At 69.9% G+C, this 21,769-nt stretch carries 19 protein-coding genes; 10 read left to right on the top strand and 9 right to left on the bottom strand.

Going from position 1 to position 21,769, the window contains the following annotated elements; all coding sequences use genetic code 11:
- Positions 1-181 precede the first annotated feature (181 nt).
- Entirely contained in the window at positions 182-2,119 is a 1,938-nt protein-coding gene (locus NS283_RS11685; RefSeq protein ID WP_058597041.1) for an anthranilate synthase family protein, read from the top strand.
- Between the two features lie 76 nt (positions 2,120-2,195).
- Here the strand turns inward: NS283_RS11685 and NS283_RS11680 are convergent, their stop codons facing one another.
- Positions 2,196-3,512 carry a M50 family metallopeptidase gene (locus NS283_RS11680; protein ID WP_058597040.1) on the bottom strand — a complete coding sequence of 439 codons (1,317 nt, stop codon included), beginning with the start codon at positions 3,510-3,512 and terminating at the stop codon, positions 2,196-2,198.
- A gap of 87 nt (positions 3,513-3,599) precedes the next feature.
- Here NS283_RS11680 and NS283_RS11675 point away from each other — a divergent pair, with 87 nt between their 5' ends.
- Complete coding sequence (locus NS283_RS11675; RefSeq protein ID WP_058597059.1) at positions 3,600-5,258, top strand: Mur ligase family protein; 1,659 nt, start codon at positions 3,600-3,602, stop codon at positions 5,256-5,258.
- 127 nt (positions 5,259-5,385) lie between these two features.
- Here NS283_RS11675 and dxr read toward each other — a convergent pair whose 3' ends face one another.
- Both dxr and NS283_RS11665 read right to left on the bottom strand, forming a co-directional pair.
- A complete protein-coding gene (gene dxr, locus NS283_RS11670; RefSeq protein WP_058597039.1) occupies positions 5,386-6,468 on the bottom strand; it encodes a 1-deoxy-D-xylulose-5-phosphate reductoisomerase in 1,083 nt (360 codons plus the stop codon).
- Positions 6,469-6,477: 9 nt separating this feature from the next.
- A complete protein-coding gene (locus NS283_RS11665) occupies positions 6,478-7,440 on the bottom strand; it encodes an FKBP-type peptidyl-prolyl cis-trans isomerase (RefSeq protein ID WP_058597038.1) in 963 nt (320 codons plus the stop codon).
- 159 nt (positions 7,441-7,599) lie between these two features.
- On the opposite strand from NS283_RS11665, the gene NS283_RS11660 reads away from it, so the two are divergent.
- The 4 genes from NS283_RS11660 to dhaM all read left to right on the top strand — a co-directional run bounded on the left by NS283_RS11660 (position 7,600) and on the right by dhaM (position 10,755).
- Positions 7,600-8,301 carry a lysophospholipid acyltransferase family protein gene (locus NS283_RS11660; protein WP_153001368.1) on the top strand — a complete coding sequence of 234 codons (702 nt, stop codon included), beginning with the start codon at positions 7,600-7,602 and terminating at the stop codon, positions 8,299-8,301.
- Positions 8,302-8,399: 98 nt separating this feature from the next.
- Positions 8,400-9,395 (top strand): dihydroxyacetone kinase subunit DhaK, encoded by a 996-nt coding sequence (dhaK, locus tag NS283_RS11655; RefSeq protein ID WP_058597036.1) that lies wholly within the window; start codon positions 8,400-8,402, stop codon positions 9,393-9,395.
- A complete protein-coding gene (gene dhaL / locus NS283_RS11650; protein ID WP_058597058.1) occupies positions 9,392-10,030 on the top strand; it encodes a dihydroxyacetone kinase subunit DhaL in 639 nt (212 codons plus the stop codon). The genes dhaK and dhaL overlap by 4 nt, the downstream gene beginning before the upstream one ends.
- Positions 10,027-10,755, top strand: a complete 729-nt coding sequence (gene dhaM, locus NS283_RS11645; protein ID WP_058597035.1) for a dihydroxyacetone kinase phosphoryl donor subunit DhaM — start codon at positions 10,027-10,029, stop codon at positions 10,753-10,755. Before dhaL ends, dhaM begins: the two co-directional genes overlap by 4 nt.
- 3 nt (positions 10,756-10,758) lie before the next feature.
- Here the strand turns inward: dhaM and NS283_RS11640 are convergent, their stop codons facing one another.
- Positions 10,759-11,724, bottom strand: a complete 966-nt coding sequence (locus tag NS283_RS11640) for a sugar-binding transcriptional regulator (RefSeq protein WP_058597034.1) — start codon at positions 11,722-11,724, stop codon at positions 10,759-10,761.
- 107 nt (positions 11,725-11,831) lie between these two features.
- On the opposite strand from NS283_RS11640, the gene NS283_RS11635 reads away from it, so the two are divergent.
- The 3 genes from NS283_RS11635 (at position 11,832) to glpK (ending at position 16,034) form a co-directional block, all read left to right on the top strand.
- Positions 11,832-13,550: a glycerol-3-phosphate dehydrogenase/oxidase gene (locus NS283_RS11635; protein WP_058597033.1), complete on the top strand. Its 1,719-nt coding sequence runs from the start codon at positions 11,832-11,834 to the stop codon at positions 13,548-13,550.
- 121 nt (positions 13,551-13,671) lie between these two features.
- Complete coding sequence (locus tag NS283_RS11630; RefSeq protein WP_058597032.1) at positions 13,672-14,427, top strand: MIP/aquaporin family protein; 756 nt, start codon at positions 13,672-13,674, stop codon at positions 14,425-14,427.
- Between the two features lie 95 nt (positions 14,428-14,522).
- On the top strand, positions 14,523-16,034 hold the full coding sequence (gene glpK / locus NS283_RS11625; protein ID WP_058597031.1) for a glycerol kinase GlpK: 1,512 nt from the start codon (positions 14,523-14,525) through the stop codon (positions 16,032-16,034).
- Between the two features lie 87 nt (positions 16,035-16,121).
- Here the strand turns inward: glpK and NS283_RS11620 are convergent, their stop codons facing one another.
- Positions 16,122-16,601 (bottom strand): hypothetical protein, encoded by a 480-nt coding sequence (locus NS283_RS11620; protein ID WP_058597030.1) that lies wholly within the window; start codon positions 16,599-16,601, stop codon positions 16,122-16,124.
- A gap of 47 nt (positions 16,602-16,648) precedes the next feature.
- Positions 16,649-17,119: an OsmC family protein gene (locus NS283_RS11615; RefSeq protein ID WP_058597029.1), complete on the bottom strand. Its 471-nt coding sequence runs from the start codon at positions 17,117-17,119 to the stop codon at positions 16,649-16,651.
- A 102-nt stretch (positions 17,120-17,221) separates the two neighbouring features.
- On the opposite strand from NS283_RS11615, the gene NS283_RS11610 reads away from it, so the two are divergent.
- The gene (locus NS283_RS11610) at positions 17,222-18,205 is read left to right on the top strand and encodes an asparaginase (RefSeq protein ID WP_058597028.1); all 984 of its coding nucleotides are present in this window, start codon (positions 17,222-17,224) and stop codon (positions 18,203-18,205) included.
- A 65-nt stretch (positions 18,206-18,270) separates the two neighbouring features.
- Here NS283_RS11610 and NS283_RS11605 read toward each other — a convergent pair whose 3' ends face one another.
- From NS283_RS11605 to NS283_RS11595, 3 genes are all read right to left on the bottom strand, one after another.
- Complete coding sequence (locus NS283_RS11605; RefSeq protein ID WP_058597027.1) at positions 18,271-19,803, bottom strand: APC family permease; 1,533 nt, start codon at positions 19,801-19,803, stop codon at positions 18,271-18,273.
- 46 nt (positions 19,804-19,849) lie between these two features.
- A complete protein-coding gene (locus NS283_RS11600) occupies positions 19,850-20,623 on the bottom strand; it encodes a PP2C family protein-serine/threonine phosphatase (protein ID WP_058597026.1) in 774 nt (257 codons plus the stop codon).
- Positions 20,624-20,741: 118 nt separating this feature from the next.
- Positions 20,742-21,722, bottom strand: coding sequence for an aldo/keto reductase (locus NS283_RS11595; RefSeq protein ID WP_058597025.1), 981 nt, complete (start codon positions 21,720-21,722; stop codon positions 20,742-20,744).
- Between the last annotated feature and the right edge of the window lie 47 nt (positions 21,723-21,769).

The following is a 21,769-nucleotide window of genomic DNA, read 5'->3' as shown; positions in this document are numbered from 1 at the left end:
CTGACAGGGGCTGAGGGTCGCCCTGTGATAAGTTCGGCGCCATGCGCGCGTACACATCCTGGTGGCCCACCGTCTAGGCGGTGAGCACGCGTGCGACAGACCGCCCTCCCTCGGGATCGGGGCGGTCTTCGTGTTTTCCGGCGGCCGTTCCGGACCCTCGATCACAGACGGAAGTACTTCGATGACCGGGCCCGACCCCTCTTCCCTGATCCACGACCTCCTCAGCGGCACCGCCCCGTTCGCCCTGATCGCGCGCGACGGCACGACCGTCGAGGTCCTCACCGGTGACGTCGTCGACGTCGAGTTGCTGCGCGACATCCCCCTGACGGATGCCACCGGCACCGCGCGCGAAGTCCTCGCGCTCGTGCCGTTCCGGCAGGTGCGCGAGCGTGGGTTCGTCTGCCACGACGACGGGGCGCCGCTGCGGTGCCTCGTCGTGGACGAGCGCGTCTCGCTCGATCGCGCCGAGACCGTGGCATCCCTCCCCTCCTCCCCCATCCCGCTCGCGGACGCGGGCTTCGACATCGCCGACGAGGAGTACGCCGACATCGTGCGGCGGGTGATCGCCGACGAGATCGGCCGGGGCGAGGGCGCGAACTTCGTCATCCGCCGCGACTTCGTCGCCGGAGTCGACGTCGACCCGCGCGTCGCGGCGCTGACGTGGTTCCGCGCTCTGCTCGAGCACGAGAAGGGCGCGTACTGGACCTTCGCGGTGGTGACCGAGGGGCACATCGCGGTCGGCGCGAGCCCCGAGGCGCACGTGAGCGCCAAGGCGGGCATCGTGACGATGAACCCCATCTCGGGCACCTTCCGTCACCCCGCGGGCGGCGCGACGGCCGAGACGCTCGCCGAGTTCCTCCGCTCGACCAAAGAGACCGAGGAGCTCTTCATGGTCGTCGACGAGGAGCTGAAGATGATGAGCGCCGTCTGCAGTGACGGCGGTCGCATCACCGGCCCCCACCTCAAGGTGATGTCCCGCCTGACCCACACCGAGTACATGCTGCGCGGTCGCAGCGATCTCGACCCGCGCGACATCCTGCGCGAGACGATGTTCGCCCCCACCGTCACCGGCTCCCCCATGCAGAACGCCTGCACCGTCATCGCCCGGCACGAGACGACGCCGCGCGGCTACTACTCGGGCGTCGCGGCGCTGTTCACCCCGAACGGTGCGACCGAGGGCCCGACGCACGATCTCGACGCGCCGATCCTCATCCGCACGGCGTACCTGGTCGACGGCCGCCTCCGAGTCCCCGTGGGAGCCACGCTCGTCCGCCACTCCGATCCGGACGGCGAGGTGGGCGAGACCCACGGCAAGGCTGCGGGCGTCCTCGGGGCGATCGGCGCGATCCCGCGCGATGTCCCCGCTGCGCCCGCCGACGCCGACCCCGACGCGCCCGTGTCCGAGCGTCGCCCGCTGGCCGAGGATCCCGCGATCGCCGAGCTGCTGGCATCCCGAAACGACCGTCTCGCGCCGTTCTGGATGAACCCGCAGGATCCCGACGGCTCGGGTCCGTTCGCGGGACGCACGGCTCTCGTCGTGGATGCCGAGGACCGCTTCACCACGATGCTCGCGCACCAGCTGCGCCACCTCGGCCTCGAGACCCGGATCGTGCACTGGTCCGAGGTGACCGACGCCGATCTCGACGCGGCCGACCTCGTCGTCTCGGGCCCGGGCCCCGGCGACCCGCGCGACGACAGCCCGCGGATGGCGGCGATGCGCCACGTCGTCGGCCGCCGACGCGCGGCCGGTGCGCCGCTGCTCGCGGTGTGCCTGAGCCACCAGATCCTCGCCGACTCGCTCGGGATCGACCTGCGGCCCCTGGCCCAGCCGCACCAGGGCCTGCAGAAGACCGTCGACGTGTTCGGCGAGCCCGCCTCGATCGGCTTCTACAACACGTTCACGGCGCGCGTCGCACCCGGTGACACCCAGCGCGGCATGACCGTCGGCCGGGGCTCGGTCACGACCGAGATCGTCACCGATGTGGCGGCGGATACCGAGACCGGCGACGTCTACGCCCTGCGGGGACCCGGGTACGCGAGCGTGCAGGGGCACCTCGAGTCGATCCTGTCGCGCGACGGCATGCGGACGCTGGAGCGGTTGATCGCCCACGTGCTCTGACGCACGGTCCCTTCGACGGGCTCAGGAACCACCCCGGGGTGGCTGAGCCCGTCGAAGCCACCGGGACCAGGCGACGCTACAGCAGCTTCACCGGATTGAAGATGTCCGCGAGGAACAGCACGCTGCCCACGCCCACCAGCAGGATCACGACGACGAAGGTCACGGGCACGAGACGCGTGGCATCCACGGGCTTGGCGATCCGTCCGCGGGCGCGCGCGATGAGCTTCTTCAGTCCGTCCCAGAGCGCCACGACGACGTGCCCGCCGTCCAGGGGCAGCAGCGGAATGAGGTTGAACGCGAAGAGGGCGATGTTCAGCCCGCCGAGGAGCAGGACGATCTGCTGCACGCGCTCGAGGATCGGAGCGTTCACCGCGGCGATCTCGCCCGCCATCCGGCCGGCGCCGATGACGCTCATCGGGCTGTCGGCGTCTCGCGGCTGACCAGTGATCGTGTCGACGGCGACATCGTAGACGCGCACCGGCAGCTGCGACATGATCGTCGCGACCTGTCCGATGTACTGACCCGTCGCCTCGACTCCGGTCCAGATCGGCTGCGGCTCGAACGCGATCTGCGGGCTGAGGCCGGCGAACCCGATCGTCTCGTACTCGGGGGCGCCGGAGGCATCGGTCACCGGCTGGCCCTGCGCGTTCGTCACCGCCCGGTCGGTCGACTGCGGGGTGAACTGTATGGTCTGCTCCGCGCCGTCTCGCTCGATGACCATCGACAGGGGCTTGCCGGGAGACGCCTGGATGATCGCCGCCGCCTCGTTGAAGTTCGAGACGGGGGTGCCGGCGATCGAAATCATTCTGTCGCCCGGCTGCATGCCCGCCGCCTTGGCGGGGGCGACCGGGTCGGACGGTTCGCAGTCCTGCCGCTGCTGGCTCGCCGGGATCACGCACTCCGAGACGGAGGCGACGGTCGTCGTCCCCTGTTGGATGCCGATGCCGCTCAGCGCGATCGTGAACAGCACGACCGCGAGGACGAGGTTCATCGCAGGCCCGCCGAGCATGATGATGATGCGCTTCCACACGGGCAGCCGGTAGAAGGCGCGATCGTCGCCCCCGATGAGCGTCTCGGCGTTGGCATCCCGGGCGTCCTGCACCATCGTGGCGAAGAACCGCGACCGCCGTTTCGACGGCTCCTCACCCTCGGGAGCGGGCGGATACATGCCTGCCATCGAGATGAAGCCGCCGAGGGGCAGAGCCTTGAACCCGTACTCGGTCTCGCCGATCCGGCGCGACCACAGCGTCGGCCCGAAGCCGATCATGTACTGCCCGACCCGGACGCCGAAGATCTTCGCCGGCAGAAGGTGACCCATCTCGTGCAGCGCGATCGAGACGGCCAGTCCCACCACGAGCACGAGGACGCCGATGAGGAACGCGATGACAGTCACCCGCCGACGATACCGCCGCGCTCCTTTGAAGCGCCCGTGCGGCGGCGATGCCCTGTCTGTGCGAGACCGGATGAGACAATGGACCCGATGCCGACCGACGCTGCCCCGAACCTCCCGCCCGTGCTCCGGCCCGAGCGTCCGCCCCAGCGCGACCTCGCCGAGCTCGCCCGCCGATTCGGCGTGCGCAGCGTCGGGGAGGTCGAGGCGACGACCCTCACGGGCATCACGCTCGCCACGGCCGATCTGCGCGCGGGCGAGGCATTCGTCGCGATCCGCGGCGTGAACCGGCACGGGGCGGAGTTCGCCGCGACCGCCGCCGAGCGCGGAGCGGTCGCCGTCATCACCGATGCCGACGGTGCCGATATCGCCGACCCCACGGGTCTTCCGATCGTCGTCGTCGACGATCCCCGCGCGCTCCTGGGCGACCTGTCCGCGTGGGTGTACGGCACCGGCCCTGACGACGAACTCCCGCAGCTGTTGGCCACGACCGGCACCAACGGCAAGACGAGCGTGTCTCACCTGCTCGAGGGGATCCTCGGCCAGCTCGGGGTGGTCACGGGCCTCTCCTCGACGGCGGAGCGCCACATCGCGGGCGAGGTCATCGTGTCGCGGCTCACTACGCCCGAGGCATCCGAGTTCCACGCCCTTCTCGCCCTCATGCGCGAACGCGGCGTCGAAGCGGTCGCCGTCGAGGTGAGCGCGCAGGCGCTCACGCGGCACCGCGTCGACGGACTCGTGTTCGACGTCGCGGGTTTCACCAACCTCACGCACGACCACCTCGACGACTACGCCGACATGCGCGAGTACTTCGAGGCGAAGCTGCCGCTCTTCCGGGCCGACCGCGCGCGCCGCGGCGTCGTCTGCCTCGATTCCCCGGCCGGCGCCGAGATCGCGGCCCGCGCCGAGATCCCCGTGGTCACCATCGTCACCCCGGCCATCGCGGCGGATGCGACGGCCGAGGCCGATTGGACGGTCGAGATCGTCGACGAGCGCCAGGAGGGCACGGAGTTCACCCTGCGCGCGCGCGACGGCCGGACGCTCACCACGGTGGTTCCGGTGATCGGCCGGCACATGGCCGCCAACGCCGGCCTCGCGATCGTGATGCTGCTCGAGACCGGCTACGCGTGGGAACGTCTCGTCGATGCTCTCGACGGCGGCCGCATCGACGCCTCCCTCCCCGGGCGGACCCAGTTGGTCTCCGGCCCCGAGGGCCCGGCGGTGTACGTCGACTTCGGTCACTCCCCCGACGCGTTCGAGAAGACCCTTGCGGCGGTCCGCCGGGTGACCCCCGGCAAGGTCGTCATGCTCTTCGGCGCCGACGGCGACCGCGACGCCACCAAGCGCCACGACATGGGGCGCACGGCGGTGCTCGGCAGCGACATCCTCGTCGTCACCGACCACCACCCTCGGCACGAGAATCCGGACACCATCCGCGAGGTCCTGATCGAGGGTGCGCGCCGCGCGCGGCCCGACGCCGAGATCCTCGAGTTCACCCCGCCCGAGCGCGCGATCCTCGAGGCCGTGAAGCTCGTGGGCGAGGGCGACGCGATCCTGTGGGCCGGCCCCGGACACCAGGACTACCGGGACATCCGTGGGGTCCGCACGCCCTACTCGGCGCGCGAGCTCTCCCGGCGCGCGCTGCGCGCCGCCGGGTGGGCGGTGCCAGAGCCGCAGTGGCCCGTGCCCTACCCGACGGACCGCACGCCGTCGTCCGACCCCGAGCGCCCGGTCGACTTCCCCGCCTGAGGCGGCAGCGCCGCGTCACGCCTCAGCCACCCGACGCGAGGTGGCTGAGCCCGTCGAACCCACCGGAAGCCGCGTCAGCCCGGTCCCGTCGACAGGCTCAGGGACCCCCGCATGCGGCTCGAGGCGGTCAGCGCGCCGCGATCACGGCATCCGCCGTCCGACGAGCCCAGGCCTCGGCGTCGGCAAGCGATTCGCGCGTGAGCGTCGCGGGTGCCTCGTGACGGTCGACGACCTCTTCGATGATCTCGAGGATGCCGAGGAAGCTCAGACGCCCCTCGTGGAACGCATCGACGGCCTGCTCGTTCGCGGCGTTGAACACGGCGGGATACGTCGCTCCCGCGCGCCCGACCTTCTTCGCGAGCGCGACGGACCCGAAGGCCTCCTCGTCGAGCGGCTCGAAGGTCCACTGGCTCGCGGTCGTCCAGTCGAGCGGCGCCCCGACGCCGGCCACGCGGCGCGGCCAGTCGAGGCCGAGGGAGATCGGCAGGCGCATGTCGGGCGGCGAGGCCTGCGCGATCGTCGATCCGTCGATGAACTCGACCATCGAGTGCACGATCGACTGCGGATGGACGGTGACATCGATGCGGTCGTAGAGCACGTCGAAGAGGAGATGAGCTTCGATGACCTCGAGCCCCTTGTTCACGAGAGTCGCGGAGTTCGTCGTCACTACCCTCCCCATGTCCCACGTCGGGTGCGCGAGCGCCTCGGCGGGCGTGACCCCCCGCAACTGCTCGCGCGAACGCCCGCGGAAGGGGCCTCCGGATGCCGTGAGCACCAGCCTTCGTACCTCGTTCGCCTCTCCGGATCGCAGCGCCTGCGCGATCGCCGAGTGCTCGGAGTCGACCGGCACGATCTGACCCGGGGCGGCGAGCGCGGTGACGAGGTCGCCGCCGACGATCAGCGACTCCTTGTTGGCCAGGGCGAGGGTGCGCCCCGTTTCGAGAGCGGCGATCGTGGGACCGAGCCCCACCGAGCCCGTGATGCCGTTGACGACCACGTCGGCCTCGACATCGCGGACGAGTTGCTCCGCCTCGACGGCGCCGAGGGCGACGTGGTCGACGCCGAATTCGCGCGCTTGCGCCTCGACCCCCGCACGGTCGGAACCGGCGGCGAGGCCGACGACCTCGAAGCGATCCGCGTTCGCGCGAATGACGTCGAGCGCCTGCGTGCCGATCGAACCGGTGGAACCGAGGAGGAGGACGCGGCGCATCCCGCCAGCCTACTGAGCGGCGGGAGTCGCGTGCTGGACGCCGAGGATGTCGACGACGAAGACGAGGGTCGAGTTGGCCGGGATGGAGCCCTTGGCCTGGTCGCCGTAGCCGTCGGCGGGAGGGATCACGGCGACGACCTGCGAGCCGACCGTCTGCCCCTCGAGCGCCTGCTTGAAGCCCGGGACGACGTCGGTCGTCGCGAACTGCGTCGGCGCGCCCTTGTCCCAGCTCGAATCGAACACGGTGCCGCCGTCGTAGAGGACGCCGGTGTACTGAACGATCACGGTGTCGCCGGGGTTCACGACGTCACCCGTCCCCTGACGGAGGTTCTCGATGCGCGTCTCTGTGGGGGCGGGGGTGGTCGGCACGGTGATCGTCGGAGCACCGTTGTCGGCGAAGGTCACGGTCGGCATGCCCTCGACGGGCGCCACCTCGGTGCCCTCGGCACGCGTGGGCAGCTCGGAGATCGAGTCGGCGACGAGGATGTAGGCCGGCGAGCCCTCGCCGAGCGTTCCCGCGGGGAACGTCGAAACGGTGCGCGAGCCGATCGGCACGCACGACACCGCGGCACCGAAGATCTGCTGGGCGTTGACGATCATGTCCATGCCCGAGGGGTCGCTCTTGAGCGAGTCGAGCGCGACCTCACCCGTCGACGCGTCGATCACGGTGTAGTTCGCCTTGACGAGATCGCCGGCCTTCACCTCGTCGCCGGTGCCCTCGATGAGAGTGCTGCGCTGGATCGCGCTCGGCGCGAATCCGTCGGGCCGGGTCACCGTGACCTCGCCCTTGAAGTCGCCGGACACCTCGAGGCCCGCGGGAACGTCGCCCGTGAACGGCGTCTGGCACTGTCCGGCGTCGGGGCTCGCACTGGCGTCCGGCGTCTGGCTGTCATCGGACGAACCGGCGCACCCGGCCAGAAGCAGCACCGCGACGGCGGCGACGGACAGGGAAGCGATCGGGCGGAAGCGCACGGAGAACCTCTCGAGAGAAGACAGGGAACCCCCATCCTCGCGCATCCGTCTTAGGCGCGGCTGGGAGTCCCCATGCGCGACCCGGCATGCGGCGGCGAGTAATCTCGACGGGTGAGTTCCGACGTGCCCGCCGAGACCCCCGCCGCCGTGCCGCAGCAGATGGGTGCGACGTACGTCCTCGGGCGTTCGCTCATCGCCCCCCTCGCCCGCGCCGTGTACCGCCCGCGCGTCGAAGGACGCGAGAACGTCCCACGCACGGGCCCCGTCATCTTCGCGAGCAACCACCTGTCGTTCATCGACTCCATCGCGATCCCCGTCGCGGCTCCTCGCCCCGTTCACTTCATGGCGAAGTCGGCGTACTTCGAGAAATGGGCCTCGCGGCAGTTCTTCACCGCGATCGGCGCGATCCCCGTCGAACGCGGCGCCGGTCAGAAAGCCCTCGACGCCCTCGAGCAGCAGCGCGCGCTGCTCGAGGACGGTCGCGCGGTCGCGCTCTACCCCGAGGGCACGCGTTCCCTCGACGGGCGCCTCTACAAAGGACGCACCGGAGTCGCCTTCCTGGCCCTGCAGACGGGCGCTCCGGTCGTCCCGGTCGGCCTCATCGGCACGGACAAGGTCATGCCGGTCGGCGCGAAGATCCCGACGACGAAAGAGCGCATCACGGTCCGTTTCGGCGAGCCCATCGACCTCTCCCCCCACGGGCCCGCCACCTCGGGCCGGGCGCGTCGCGGCGCGACCGACGAGATCATGGCCGCGATCCACGCCCTCAGCGAGCAGGAGCTGGCGAACGCGTACAACGAGGCCCCCGCGCAGAATCCCCTCGAGCGCATCAAGCAGGTTCTCCCGCACGAGCGCCTCTGACGCTCTCCTCCTCGACTTGCTGCTTGACGCGGCGACGCGGGGCGAGCAGGGTCGGGAGTGACGGCCCCGAACCGTCACCGCCACGACGAGGAGGCACCGTGAAGAAATTCGTCAACGACCCGGCCGACGTGCTGGCCGAGGCCCTGCGCGGCATCGAAGCCGCTTACCCCGAGCTCCGCGTCGACGCGGAGAATCGCGTGATCCTGCGGGCGGAGCCGACCCGCGCCGGCAAGGTCGCCCTCGTCTCGGGTGGAGGCTCGGGCCACGAGCCACTGCACGGAGGCTTCGTCGGACGCGGAATGCTCGACGCGGCGGCGGCGGGCGAGGTCTTCACCTCCCCCACCCCGGATCAGGTGCTCGCCGCGACGCAGGCCGTCGACTCGGGTGCGGGTGTGCTGCACATTGTGAAGAACTACACCGGCGACGTTTTGAACTTCGAGATGGCGGCCGAGCTGGCGGCGGCCGAGGGTGTGCAGGTCGAGGCGGTCGTCGTGGCTGACGACGTCGCGGTCCAGGATTCGACGTGGACCGCGGGCCGCCGTGGCACCGGCACCACGGTCATCCTCGAGAAGATCGTCGGCGCCCTGGCCGAAGAGGGAGCCGACCTCGCCGCCGTCGCCGAGCTCGCCCGCCGCGTGGCCGCGGCCGGCCGCTCGATGGGAGTCGCACTCACCAGCTGCACGGTCCCCGCGGCGGGCCGCCCCACCTTCGAGCTGCCCGACGACGAGATGGAGGTCGGCGTCGGCATCCACGGCGAACCTGGTCGCTCGCGCGTGAAGCTGGCATCCGCCCACGAGATCGCAAAGCTCATGGTCGACCCGATCGTGCACGACTTCGGTGACCCGGTGGGACCGGCGATCGTCCTCCTGTCCGGCCTCGGCGGGACGCCGCTGATCGAGCAGTACCTGCTCTACGGCGAGATCGCGCCGTTGCTCGCGGAGGCGGGGATCGACGCGCAGCGCGTCCTCATCGGCGACTACATCACGAGCCTCGACATGGCGGGCGCGTCACTGACGGTCGTCAAGGCGGACGAGGAGATGCTGCGCCTGTGGGATGCCCCCGTCGTGACCCCGGGTCTGCGGTGGGGCGCATGAGCCGCGCCGTCTCGACCGACGATCTCGTCGCCTGGATCCGCGCGTTCCGCGACGCCGTCCAGCAGCACAAGGACGAGCTCACGCGCCTGGACTCCGAGATCGGTGACGCCGATCACGGTTCGAACATGGCGCGGGGGCTCGACGCCGTGGTGGCCAAGCTCGACCCCGCACCGGCGACCCCTGCCGAGCTCTTCAAGACCGTCGGGATGACGCTCGTGTCGTCGGTGGGCGGCGCGAGCGGCCCGCTCTACGGCACGTTCTTCCTGCGGATGGGTCCCGCTCTTGCGTCGGACCACGCGGATGCCGCGGCCCTGGGCGCCGCCCTCCGCGCGGGCGTCGACGGGGTCGTGGCTCGCGGCAAGGCGGAACTCGGCGACAAGACGATGATCGACGCCCTGGCCCCCGCGCTCGATGCGTGGGATACGGCCGTCACCGACGGCGCCGACCCTGCCGGAGCCGCGCGGGCGGCAGCCGAGGCCGCCGCCCGAGGCCGCGACGCGACCGAGCCGCTCGTCGCGCGAAAGGGCCGCGCGAGCTATCTCGGCGAGCGCAGCGCCGGGCACCTCGACCCGGGTGCCACCTCGGCGACGCTTCTGCTCGAGGCCCTGCGCGACACACTGGCGGGCGGCGCGTGATCGGCCTCGTCGTCGTCTCGCACTCTCGCGCCCTGGCCGACGCCGCGGTCGAGCTGGCCCTGCAGATGGGCGGGGAGAACCCTCCGACTGTTCGCGTCGCCGCGGGCGGGCCCGACGGCGACCTCGGGACGGATGCCGTGGCCATCGCTTCCGCGATCGACGAGGCCGACGGCGGCGAGGGGGTGCTCGTTCTGATGGACCTCGGTTCCGCGATCCTCAGCGCCGAGACGGCTCTGGAGTTCGTCGCCGAACCGGAGCGCGTCCGCCTCAGCGCCGCACCGTTCGTCGAGGGTCTCGTGGCGGCGGTCGTGACCGCCGCGGGCGGAGCAGGACTCGACGCGGTCGCGACGGAATGCGCGACGGCGGGCGACGCGAAGCGCCGACAGCTGGGGGCGGACACGGACAGCGCCGGTGCGGGTGCGGCATCCGGAACCGCGAGGGCCGCGGAAGGCGCGGCTTTCGAGGCGGTGATCACGAACCCGTCGGGCCTGCACGCTCGCCCGGCCGCGACCTTCGTCAAGACCGCGTCGCGGTACGACGCCGACGTGCGCCTCGTCGATCTCGACACGGGCTCGGAAGAGATCTCGGCGCGCAGCCTGTTGGCGCTGATGGCGCTGGGCGTGCGTCAGGGATCACGCGTCCGTGTCAGCGCGACCGGCCCCGAGGCTCAGGCGGCGCTGGACGAGCTGCGCGCTCTGATCGAAGACGGCTTCGGCGAGCGCTGACGCTCAGCGGGTGACGCTCAGCAGGCGCCGGGCGAGGGCCTCCTCCACGACGAGCTCGGTGACGAGGCCGGCGGCGAGGGCGCCGCGCAGGGCGTCGAGCTTCGACAGACTCGACACGACGCAGAAGCGCCGCGGGATGCGCCGGACGGTGTCGAGGTCGGGGCCGCTCGAGCGGGCGTTGAGTTCCGGGATGTCGCTCGACCCGTCGACGCGGTAGAACACCGTCGCGCAGTCGCCGACGACCCCCTCTCGCTCTATCACCGCCCGATCGCGCTCGTCGAAGTAGTCGCTGCTGTAGACGTGCGAGGGCACGTCCGCCTGCGGCGAGCCCAGGCCGAAGACGAAGAGCCCGACGCGGTCCTGGATCTCGAGGACGGAACGCACCGAGCGCTCCCGCCACATCGCACGCTTCGTCTGGGGATCGTCGAAGAGCGCGGGAACCGGGAATTGGTGCACGGACGACGACCAGGCCGTACCGAACCGCGACAGGATCTCTCCCGCGTACGGGATGCCGCTGGTGCGGACGTTGGCGGCACCGTTCATCTGCACGATGTGGGTGTCGTGTACGTCCTTGGCGGGGACGTGACGGGCGATCGCCGAGAGCGTCGACCCCCACGCGATCCCCACGGTCATCGAGGACTCGACCCGCTCGGTGAGGATGCGCGCGGCGGTCAGGGCCGTGCGTTCGAGGCGATCGGCCTCCGTCGTGCGTGCGGGCGTGGGCACCACGTGCGCGGCGATGCCGAAGCGATCGGCGATGCGCTGCGCCATCTGCCCGCGAGCGTCGTCGGGCGGGCTGATCGAGATCGTCACCAGCCCGACGTCGCGGGCGTGCTGCAGCAGGCGCGACACCGAGGAGCGCGAGACGCGCATCTCATGGGCGATGGCGTCCATCGTCAGATCTTGCATGTAATACAGCTGCGCGGCGCGGAGAGCATCCCGGCCGCGGGCTTCTGCCTGGGTCACCATGGGCCCTCCCGTCCGCCCCCATTGTGCACGTTTTTTCAAGGGGCTTGCAACAACGTGCAGACGGGCGCATTCTGTCGGCGTACCAACTACGAAAGGTCGCAGTCGACATGTCGTCCCCCGCAACTTCGCTCCGCGCCGACGTTCAGGCGCTTCGTGACGCCGAAGACATCGACGTCCTCATCATCGGCGGTGGCATCAACGGCCTCGCCACTCTCCGTGACCTCTCCCTGCAGGGTGTCAGCGTCGCCCTCGTCGAGCGCGGCGACTTCGTCTCGGGCGCCTCGTCGGCCTCCAGCCACATGGTGCACGGCGGCATCCGCTACCTCGAGAACGGCGAGTTCCGCCTCGTCAAGGAAGCGGTGACCGAGCGCAACGATCTGCTCAAGACCGCGCCCCACTACGTCAAGCCCCTCGAGACCACGATCCCGATCTACAAGACGTTCTCGGGCATCCTGTCGGCTCCCTTCCGCCTGCTCGTGACCCACGGCCGCGGAAAGCCCAACGAGCGCGGAGCCCTCCTGATCAAGGTCGGCCTCATCATGTACGACACCTTCTCGCGCGACGGCGGATCGGTTCCCCGCCACAAGTTCCTCGGCAAGAAGAAGTCGCTCGCCGAGCTCCCCAAGCTCAACCCCGACCTCGCCTACACCGCGACGTACTTCGACGCGTCGATGCACGACCCCGAGCGCATCGCGCTCGACGTGCTCCACGACGGCATCGTCGCCGGTGCCGGTCGCACGCAGGCCGTCAACTACGTCTCGGCCGTCGGCGCGGACGCGAACGGCGTGCGCGTCCGCGACGAGGTCTCGGGTGAGGAGTTCTCGGTCAAGGCCAAGGTCATCCTCAACACGGCCGGCCCCTGGACCGACCTCGCGAACGCCGCCATGGGGCTCAAGACCCAGTTCATGGGGGGCACCAAGGGCTCGCACATCGTCCTCGACAACCCCGAGCTGCTCGCCGCGACAGGTGGACGCGAGATCTTCTTCGAGCACTCCGACGGTCGCATCGTGCTCATCTACCCGCTCAAGGACCGCGTCCTCGTCGGGACGACCGACATCGACGCCGACCCGGCGAAGCCCGTCGTGTGCACCGATGACGAGATCGACTACTTCTTCGACCTCGTCGGGCACGTCTTCCCGAGCATCGCGGTGGACCGCTCGCAGATCGTCTACACCTTCTCTGGCATCCGCCCCCTCCCCCGTCACGACGACACCGCTCCCGGCTTCGTCTCGCGCGACTACCGCATCGTCGAGGACGAGATCGCGGGCGTTCCCGCAATGAGCCTGGTGGGCGGCAAGTGGACCACGTTCCGCGCTCTGGCGGAGCACCTCAGCATGAAGACGCTGCAGAAACTGCGTCGTCCGCACCGCGTGAGCACGCAGGGCCTGCCCATCGGCGGCGGCGCGGGCTTCCCGGCGACCCCCGAGGCGCGCCGCCGGTGGGTGGCCGCACGCACGAATGCTCACTCCCGCGAGCTCGTCGAGGCGCTGCTCACGCGCTACGGCACCCGTGCCGACCTGCTGCTCGAGGCGCTTCCGGCCGAGCCCACCCCGATCGAGCACGCCCCCGGCTACTACGTCGAGGAGCTCGAGTGGATCGCCCGCAACGAGCAGGTCGTGCACCTGATCGACGTGCTCCTGCGCCGGACGCACCTCGCCTTCGTGGGGGGAATGACCGAGCGCACGCTGGTCGAGGTCGCCGAGGCAGTCGCCGGCCCTCTCGGGTGGGACACCGACCGCGTTCAGGAGGAGGTCGAGCGCACCCGCGACATCCTTCTCACCGCTCACCGCGTCGATCTGGCCGAAGCCGGGGTCGCCGCAATCTGAGAGAACGTGCGGGCGCGTCACCTGTTGCGCGCCCGCACGGCGGTCATAGGTTCGGATCACCGAGCCGCAACGACGCCCGAGCCGAAGGTGGACGGGCGACAACAGAAAGGTCGATGACGACATGCAAGAAGTCAATCTGGGGCTGTACTTCCTCTCGGAGGTGGTCGGCACCGCGATGCTCATCCTGCTGGGCTGCGGAGTGGTCGCCAACGTGGCCCTGGCCAAGACCAAGGGCAACGCCGGTGGGTTCCTCATGGTCAACTGGGGATGGGGCCTGGCGGTCTTCGCCGGCGTCATCGTGTCCGCCTACTCGGGTGCCCAGCTGAACCCCGCCGTGTCGATCGGCCTGCTGGTCGCCGGCAAGATCTCCTTCGTCCAGTTCCTCGTCGCGGTCGCCGCGCAGATGGTCGGTGCGATCATCGGTGCCGTGCTGGCGTGGGCCTCGTACAAGCAGCACTTCGACGACGAACCCGACCCGGCCGCCAAGCTCGGCGTCTTCTCGACGGGCCCCGCGATCCGTTCTTACGGATTCAACTTCCTCACCGAGGTCATCGCGACCTTCGTCCTGGTCTTCGTGATCTTCGGATTCGCCGACTACGGCGTCGCCGACATCGGCGTCCCCGGTGGCATCGGTGGCCTCGCCGCCGTCCCCGTGGCCCTGCTGGTGGTCGGTATCGGCGCCTCGCTCGGTGGCCCGACCGGCTACGCGATCAACCCGGCCCGTGACCTGGGCCCGCGCATCGCCCACGCCATCCTCCCCATCAAGGGGAAGGGCTCCAGCGACTGGAGCTACGCCTGGGTTCCGGTGGCCGGTCCCCTGGTCGGCGGTCTGCTCGCGGGTCTCCTCGCCCCCGTGCTGCTCCACCTCGGCAAGTAAAACCTCAGCGGGGGCGGTGCGAACCACCCGGCCTGCGCCGCCCCCGCGCTCCGCTTCACCTCTTCCTCACCTCAATTAGACAAAGGAGTCCATCCATGGCCGACTACGTCCTCGCCATCGACCAGGGCACGACCTCGACCCGCGCGATGATCTTCGACAAGTCCGGGGGCGTCGTCGCCGTCGGACAGAAGGAGCACGAGCAGATCTTCCCGCGCGCGGGATGGGTCGAGCACGACCCGCTCGAGATCTGGCGCAACACCCAGGAGGTGATCGGCCTCGCGCTGAGCCGCGCCGACATCACCCGCCACGACATCGCCGCCGTCGGCATCACGAACCAGCGCGAGACCGCGGTCGTGTGGGACAAGAACACCGGAAAGCCCGTCTACAACGCCATCGTGTGGCAGGACACGCGCACGCAGTCGATCGTGGACCGCCTCGCCGACGGCGACACCGAACGCTACAAGAGCATCGTCGGTCTGCCCCTCGCGACTTACTTCTCGGGGACGAAGATCGTCTGGATCCTCGAGAACGTCGAGGGAGCACGAGAGAAGGCGGAAGCCGGCGACCTGATCTTCGGCACCACCGACACGTGGGTGCTGTGGAACCTCACCGGCGGCATCGATGGCGGCGTGCACGCCACCGACGTCACGAACGCCAGCCGCACGCTCTTCATGGACCTCGAGACGCTCGAGTGGCGCGACGACATCCTCGCCGACTTCGGCGTGCCTCGCTCGATGATGCCCGAGATCCGCTCCTCGTCCGAGGTGTACGGCACCGTCGAGTCGTCGTCGCTCCTGCGCGAGACTCCCGTCGCCGGCATCCTGGGCGACCAGCAGGCCGCGACCTTCGGCCAGGCCGCCTTCAGCCCCGGCGAGAGCAAGAACACCTACGGCACGGGCAACTTCCTGATCTTCCAGACCGGCGAAGAGATCGTCCACTCGAAGAACGGCCTGCTGACCACCCTGGGCTACAAGCTCGGCGACCAGCCCGCCCGCTACGCGCTCGAAGGATCGATCGCCGTCACGGGTTCGCTCATCCAGTGGCTGCGCGACCAGCTCGGCATCATCTCCTCGGCTCCCGAGGTGGAGGCGCTGGCCAGCTCGGTCGACGACAACGGCGGCGTGTACTTCGTGCCCGCGTTCTCGGGTCTGTTCGCCCCGTACTGGCGTCCCGACGCCCGCGGCGCGATCGTGGGCATGACCCGTTACGTCAACAAGGGCCACATCGCGCGCGCCGCCCTGGAGGCCACGGCCTTCCAGACGCGCGAGGTGCTCGACGCCGTCAACGCCGACTCCGGCGTCGACCTCACCGAGCTCAAGGTCGACGGCGGCATGACCGCCAACGACGCGCTCATGCAGTTCCAGGCCGACATCCTCGGCGTGCCGGTCGTGCGTCCGGTCGTCGCGGAGACCACGGCGCTGGGTGCGGCATACGCTGCCGGCCTCGCGGTGGGCTTCTGGGACAACCTCGACGACCTCCGCGCCAACTGGCAGGAGGACAAGCGCTGGGAGCCCGACATGGACTCCGACGAGCGCGACCGCGAGCTGCGCCTGTGGAAGAAGGCCGTCACCAAGTCGATGGACTGGGTCGACGACGACGTGCGCTGAGCGCTCACATCGGAAGGAACCCCGTCGGCCTCGCGCCGGCGGGGTTCCATCGTTTCGTGGAGATCTCGGTATCCGGATGCCGACGAATCAGCGCTGTGGTTTCGGGTACGCCGCGCGGACCACGTCGGACTGCAGATAGTCCGACACCCCGATGAGCAGGATCGCGAAGAGGATCTGCTCGGTCACCACCCAGAACGGGTAGAGGCCGGGGATCGCTGCGAGCACGAGCGCGACGATCGGGAAGATCCGGCTGAACAACTGCAACCGCCGGAACGCCCAGTACCACCCGGCCCGCGCCCGCCAGAGGAAGTAGAACAGCGTCGTCGTGATCGCGAGCACCACGAGGCACCGCATCCACACGGCGAACCCGACGTCGGCGCCGTTCAGGGTCATCACCAGAGCGACGACGACCGTGGCGACACCCAGCACGAATCCGAGTCCGAGAAGAAGGGTGATCGCGCGGAACGCCCGATGCACTCTCGGGTCCTCGGGAACATCCACGCGGTGGTCCGCCTGGCGTCCACCCGCGATCCGATCGAGGCGACGGAGGGCCGGTTCGAGCTGCATGCGCTCACTGTACGACGCCGGACACCGACGGCGCTCCGGCGCCAGGATCAGCCGACGGTGATCTCGGGCTCGTGTCGGACCGGGAAGTTCACCGAGTTCGCGATGAAGCACCACTCGCGCGCCTGTTTGTGGGCGGCGCGGGCCGCTTCCACCATCGATTCGTCGGCGACCCGGACGCGGGGACGCAGAACGACCTCCGTGAAAGCCCCGCCGCTGTTGCCGTCCTCCTGCATGGTCCCCGACGCGTCGTCCTCGTACGCGGTGACCACGACGCCGGTCGTGACGCACGCGTGCAGGTACGAGAGCAGGTGGCACTCGCTGAGGGCCGCGAGCAGCAGCTCTTCCGGATTCCATTTAGCGGGATCGCCCCGGAAAGGCTTGTCAGCGGATGCCGCGATCGCGGGCTTGCCGTCGACCTCCAGCGTGACCGCGCGGTCGTAGTCGCGGTATCCGCTGGTGCCGCTCCCCCGGTCCCCGGTCCAGGTCGAGCGCAGGTGGTAGTGGTGCTCTCCGTTCATGGTCCCAGTCTGCCGTGCTGCCCGTTCGAGAGGCGACTTCCGGCCCGTGGAGCGCCGACGTCTACGCGGGGGACGACGACGCCGCCGCCATAGAATGGACGGATGCCCGCCACGCCCCCCGCCTCCGTCGAGCTCGCTGTCGTCGAACGGAACGGCTTCATCGAATCCCGTCATCACGGCGTCGCCGTCGTGCTCGCTCCCGACGGATCCGAGAAGCTCGCGCTCGGCGAGGCGACGGCCCCCTTCCTCCCCCGCTCGAGCATGAAGCCGTTGCAGGCGCTGGCGTGCCTCTCCGCGGGCGCCGATCTCGCCGAGGAACGCCTGGCGATCGCGATGGCGAGCCACTGCGGCACCGAGCGCCACGTCGAGACGGCCCGTGGCATCCTGCAGTCCGCCGGCCTGACCGAAGACGACCTGGGGTGCCCCGCAGCGTGGCCGAGCGACGCCGCCGCGCGCGATGAACTCGTGCGTGATCACGGGTCGCCCTCGCCCCTGCGCATGAACTGCTCGGGCAAGCACGCGGCGATGCTGCTGACGTGCGTCGCGAACGGCTGGTCCACGGCGGACTACCTCGACCCGGAGCACCCGCTGCAGGTGCACATCCGCGAGGTGCTCGAGCGCCTCGTCGGCGAGCGCATGACGACCACCGCGATCGACGGCTGCGGCGCCCCCGTGTACGCCATGAGCCTCGTCGGTCTCGCGCGCGCCATCCAGCGCATCGCGACCTCGTCGGAGCGCTCTCCGTTCGCCCTGCACCGCAGCGCCGGGACGCTCGTCCGCGCGGTGAAAGAGCACCCGTGGACGATCGACGGCCCGGGTCGGCCCGACACCGTCGTCATCGAGCGCCTCGGTGTCTTCTCGAAGCTCGGCGCCGAGGGCGTCCAGGTGATGACGGCACCCGACGGCACGACGGTGGCGCTCAAGATGCTCGACGGCTCCAACCGCGCCGGTCACGCGGTCGCACTGCGCCTGCTCGAGCGTGCCGGAGCTCTCGCCCCCGAGGCGGTCGCCGACACGCTCGCCCTGCTGCCCCTGACGATCTCGGGCGGTGGCCGCGAGGTCGGTCTCATCCGCGCGACGGTCTGACGGGGCCGCGCTCCGCTCGAGCGACGCCCCACGGGGCCGCCCTGCCAGGAGAGCGGCCCGGGGCGTCAGATCCCGCCGTCGACCGAACGCGGGTACGTGATGGGCTCGTCGGGAACGAGCACCTCGGTGTCCCGGTTGAGGCTCTCGCCCCGGAAGAACGGCTTGGATGCCGGGACGAGGTACCACACGACCATCAGCACGACGCCGAAGGCCAGCGCGCCGATTCCGACGACGAACGTGCCGCCGATGCCGAGCAGCTCGGAATTGCCGTAGTCGACGTCGTACATGTCGATCGCCGACTGGACGAACGCGTACGTGAGCATCAGTGCACCCAGCAGGGGAAGGATGCCACGGTAGACGAGGTTCTTGCCGGACGTGAAGAGTTCGCGGCGGAAGTACCACACGCACGCGTACCCCGTCATCGCGTAGTAGAACGCGATCGCGAGACCGAGCGACAGGATGGAGTCCTGGAGGATGTTGTCGCTGATGATGGTCATGCCCACGTAGTACACGCTCGCGACGATCCCCATGACGAGCGTCGAGAACGACGGCGTGTGGAAGCGCGGGTGCACCCTCTGGAAGCGGGCGGGGAGGGCCTTGTATGCCGCCATCGCCAGCGTGCCGCGTGCCGTCGGCAGGATCGTGGTCTGCGTCGATGACACCGCGGAGATGAGCACCGCGACCACCAGCACCCACGCGAACGGGCCGAACAGCCCGTCCTTCATCGCCAGGAAGACGTCGTCGGCATTGTCCGCATTGGCGAGGCCCGCGCCGTCCTCCCCCACGCCGGCGTACATCATGGCCGCGACGGTGACCGTGACGTACGTGCCGAGCAGGATCACCGTGGTGAGCAGGGCCGCGCGTCCGGGGATGCGCTTCGGATCCTTGGTCTCCTCGTTCAGCGCGAGGCACGTGTCCCATCCCCAGTAGATGAAGAGCGCGAGCAGGACGGCCTCGGTGAAGCCGCTCCAGTCGGTGAAGCCGAGCGGGTTGAACCACGCGAGGTCGAACGGGGTCGGGTTCGGGGCCGTGCCGTCGAAGAACTTCCACAGCGCGACGACGACGAAGAGCGCGAGAACGATGTACTGGACGGCGAGCAGGATGTTCTGGATGCGCTCACCGATCTCGACGCCCCGGTAGCTCACGTACGTCATCGCGGCGATGAACGCGACGCCGGTGGCCGTCACGAGCGGGACGTTCTCGGCGAGCGATCCGTCACCGACCAGCGACCACAGGTAGATGCCGGCGATCTGCGACAGGTTGGCGAGGACGACCATGCCCGCGACGGCGACCCCCCACCCGCCCATCCAGCCGACCCACGGTCCGAACGCCTTCGTGCCCCAGGTGAACGTCGTGCCGCAGTCCGGCACCTCGTTGTTCAGCTCACGGTAGGCGAAGGCGATGAAGAGCATCGGGATGAACGCCAGGACGAACGCGATCGGCGCTTGGGCACCCACCGCGACGACGACGAAGCCGAGGGTGGCGACGAGAGAGTAGACGGGGGCTGTGGATGCCAGTCCGATGACGGTCGAACCCCAGAGTCCGAGGGTCCCGGCGGCCAGTCCTTTGCCCGACGTCCGTTCGGGAGCGGAAGTCATATGCCGAACGTAGAATCCGCGGGCAACCGCGGTCAAGGGTGAATTCTCAGGAAGAGCGGCGGTTGACGTCGAGCACGATGATCGTGATGTTGTCGCGGCCGCCGTTCTCGAGGGCCGCCGCCATCATCGCGTCGACGGCTGCGGCCGGGTCGGCGTTCGCCTCGAGGAAGTGTTTGATACCGAAGTCGGTGAGCTCTTTGGTGAGCCCGTCCGAACACACGACGAACCGATCACCGTCGACGACTTCGAGGCGGAGGTAGTCCGGCTTGACGCTGTCGCTCGGTCCGACGGCACGTGTGATGACGTTTCCGTACGGGTGGTTCTCCGCCTCTTCGGGGCTCAGTCGCCCCGCGGCGATCAGCTCCTGCACCACCGAGTGATCAGTCGTCACCTGGACGATGTCGTCGTCGCGCAGGAGGTACACGCGCGAATCACCGATGTTCAGGGTGACCCAGTGGGGCTCATCGGCCGCCGTCTCGAGATACAGCCCGGTCAGCGTCGTCCCGGTGCCCTCATCGGTGGTCTCGGGGTGCGAGACGATGTCCTTGACCGCGCGGGACAGGGCCTTCTCGATGTGCCGGGGCGACACCGTCCCCCCGTCGACGACGGCGCGCAGTCGGTCGACCGTGCTCGCGCTCGCGATCTCCCCACCGAGATGTCCGCCCATTCCGTCTGCGACCACGAACAACGGGTACTCCGCGAGGACCGCGTCCTGATTGACCTCACGGCGCTTCCCGGTGTCGGTGCCCGCAGCCCACGCCAGCTCGAGCGTCGCCCCCGTGAGTGGAACGGTACGCGTATGCGTGGTCACCTCGGGCACGAGAGATCCTCCGGTTGGCCGACAGCTTCGCCGGCGAGAGCGCGCGGCCCTGCCATCCTAATGGACGCCCGCGCACGGACTCGGGCAGCGCCGCGCCCAGCCGCGGCAGACGGCCGGGTCATCCGGCGGCCGGGTCGGCGGGAAGACTCAGGATGCCGTCGATCTCCGCGATCTCCTCCGGGGTGGGCGTCCACGCGGTCGCCGCTTCGGCGTTCGCGCGCACCTGCTCCGGGCTCGTGGCTCCCGCGATGACACTCGACACCAGCGGATTGGCGAGGAACCACGCGAACGTCGCCTGGAGCATGGTGATGCCGCGCTCCTCGCAGAACGTCTGATACCGCTCGAGGGCATCCCACGGCGCGTCCCGCCACAGGTGAGGGCGCTGGCGCATGATGCGGCTTCCCTCGGGCCCGCCCTCCCGTGAGAACTTTCCCGTCAGCAGGCCGTTGTGGAGGGGGAAGAACGGCAGAAGACCCAGGCCGAACCGTCCCACCGCCGGCAGGACCTCCCGCTCTGCCGCACGAGCGAGCAGGCTGTACTGGTTCTGCGACGAGATGAACCTCACGCCGCGTGCCGCGAACTCCGCCTCCGCAATCTGCCATCCGGCGAAGTTGGAGTGGCCCACGTACCGGACCTTGCCCTCGCGGACGAGATCAGCGAGCGTGTCGAGTGTCTCTTCGATGGGGGTCGAGGGGTCGGGCGTGTGCAGCTGGTAGAGGTCGATCCAGTCGGTCCGCAGTCGGCGGAGCGATCCCTCCACCGATCGACGGATCGATGTCCGTGACGCCTTCGCTCCCCCGAGCACGCCGGGCGCGAGATCGGCGTGGCCGAACTTCGTCGCGAGCACGACCTCGTCACGACGCCCCTGGAGTGCCTCACCCATCAGCGTCTCCGACAGCCCGAACTCGCGTCCGTAGACGTCCGCCGTGTCGAGGAAGGTGACGCCCGAATCGAGTGCGGCGTCCAGGACCGCACGCGTCCCCTCGAGCGTCTCGGTGGGGGTTCCCGACCGGCCGAAGTTGTTGCATCCGAGCCCGACCGCGGAGACCCGCAGTCCGGAGCGTCCAACAGGTCGTTGGGGAAGAAGGGAAGTCGTCATCCCTCCACGCTAACCCCGGGGCGGCACGGAGGGATGACGACTTCCCT

The sequence above is a fragment of the Microbacterium testaceum genome (assembly GCF_001476285.1).
Taxonomy (GTDB): domain Bacteria; phylum Actinomycetota; class Actinomycetes; order Actinomycetales; family Microbacteriaceae; genus Microbacterium; species Microbacterium testaceum_B.
Note: the sequence above shows the minus strand (reverse complement) of the source record. Positions and strands in the feature narration are given on the sequence as shown.